2 protein-coding genes are annotated in these 1,219 nt (G+C 43.2%); both read right to left on the reverse strand.

Going from position 1 to position 1,219, the window contains the following annotated elements:
• The coding region (locus tag ACUVJL_RS13460; protein WP_445246308.1) for a cytochrome P450 at positions 1-831 on the reverse strand (831 nt) is incomplete at its 3' end.
• Positions 832-924: 93 nt separating this feature from the next.
• Positions 925-1,219 (reverse strand): sensor histidine kinase (locus ACUVJL_RS13465; protein WP_445246309.1); only part of this gene is annotated, 295 nt, incomplete at its 5' end.

A 1,219-nucleotide genomic window follows, 5' to 3' on the forward strand; every position in this document is an offset into this window, starting at 1 on the left:
GAACTGCTGCTGTTCGGCGCGCACTTTTGCCATCACATCGGGATTTTGAGCTAGGAGAAGGCAAAAAGAGGCGATCGCCGAAGTCATAGTTTCGTGTCCCGCAAACAGCAGCAACAGCACTTGGTCTTTCAACTCCTCCAAACTCAAACAGTTTCCGTCATCGTCGATCGCCGAAATCAGCAAACTCAAAGCATCATTGTCGCCTGGAGTTCCTTGCTGGCGATCGCGAATAATCTTTTCAAGTTCTGCCAACAGCAGCTTTCTGCCATTTTTAGCTTTGCCAAACCGAGTAAAAGGCATATCTAAAGGAATAGAAAATAAACCATCCGAGAATGTTTCAAAATAATGTCCTAGCGCCGTTTCCGAACCATTATCAATCCCTACTAACAACTTAGCAGCCACATCAAAAGTATAATTTCTCAGTTCAGGATACCACGCGAACTCGCTCATTTGGGTCCATCTTTGCAAATAGCGCTGAGTGATATTTTCCATCCCGCCGATGTAGCCGGCCAAAGCTCGCGGTTGAAATGCTTGATATAGCAGCTTGCGCCGATTTTGGTGTTCGGAACCAGTTTGTAGCGCCAAGGAAAGCGGCCCTAAAAGCGCTTTCGTGCTGGGAGGCCAACTCACAACAAAATATTGGTTTTCGTTGCTTAAAACAAACAAATTCGCCTCTTGGCCGCACACAAACACGGTAGGCTGTCCGAAGATGCTGGTTTTGAAAATTGGCCCGTACTGCTGGTGGCGTTTTTTGGCGAATTGGGAATCTTGTAAAAAGTTGAGTGTATCGCCAATTAACGGCAAACCGAAAGTGCCTGGAGGTAATGCCATTTTAGATTTTAGAATTTGGATTTTAGATTTTAGAGTGTTAATATCATATCAAATTTATCGGACTTGCATTCCTCACTACAAACCAATTTAATTTTATCTTCTTTGAATCGGAACTTTGAGGATAAATTCAGTGCCTTTTCCTACCACCGACAAACAATTGATTTCACCTTTATGTTTTTCGACAATAATTGAATGGGAAATCGCCAAACCCATCCCTGTTCCAGAACCAATCGGTTTTGTAGTATAAAATGGGTCAAATATCCGCTGCTTGATTTGATCGGTGATACCTGCACCATTATCAGCAATTACGATCGTAGCAAAATTATCTTTTACCTTTGTACGAATGCCGATAATTCCCGGATTTTCGAGCGGTTCTTGTAAAGCGTCA

Source organism: Microcoleus sp. OTE_8_concoct_300 (assembly GCF_031383065.1).
In the GTDB taxonomy this organism is placed as follows: Bacteria; Cyanobacteriota; Cyanobacteriia; order Cyanobacteriales; family Microcoleaceae; genus Microcoleus.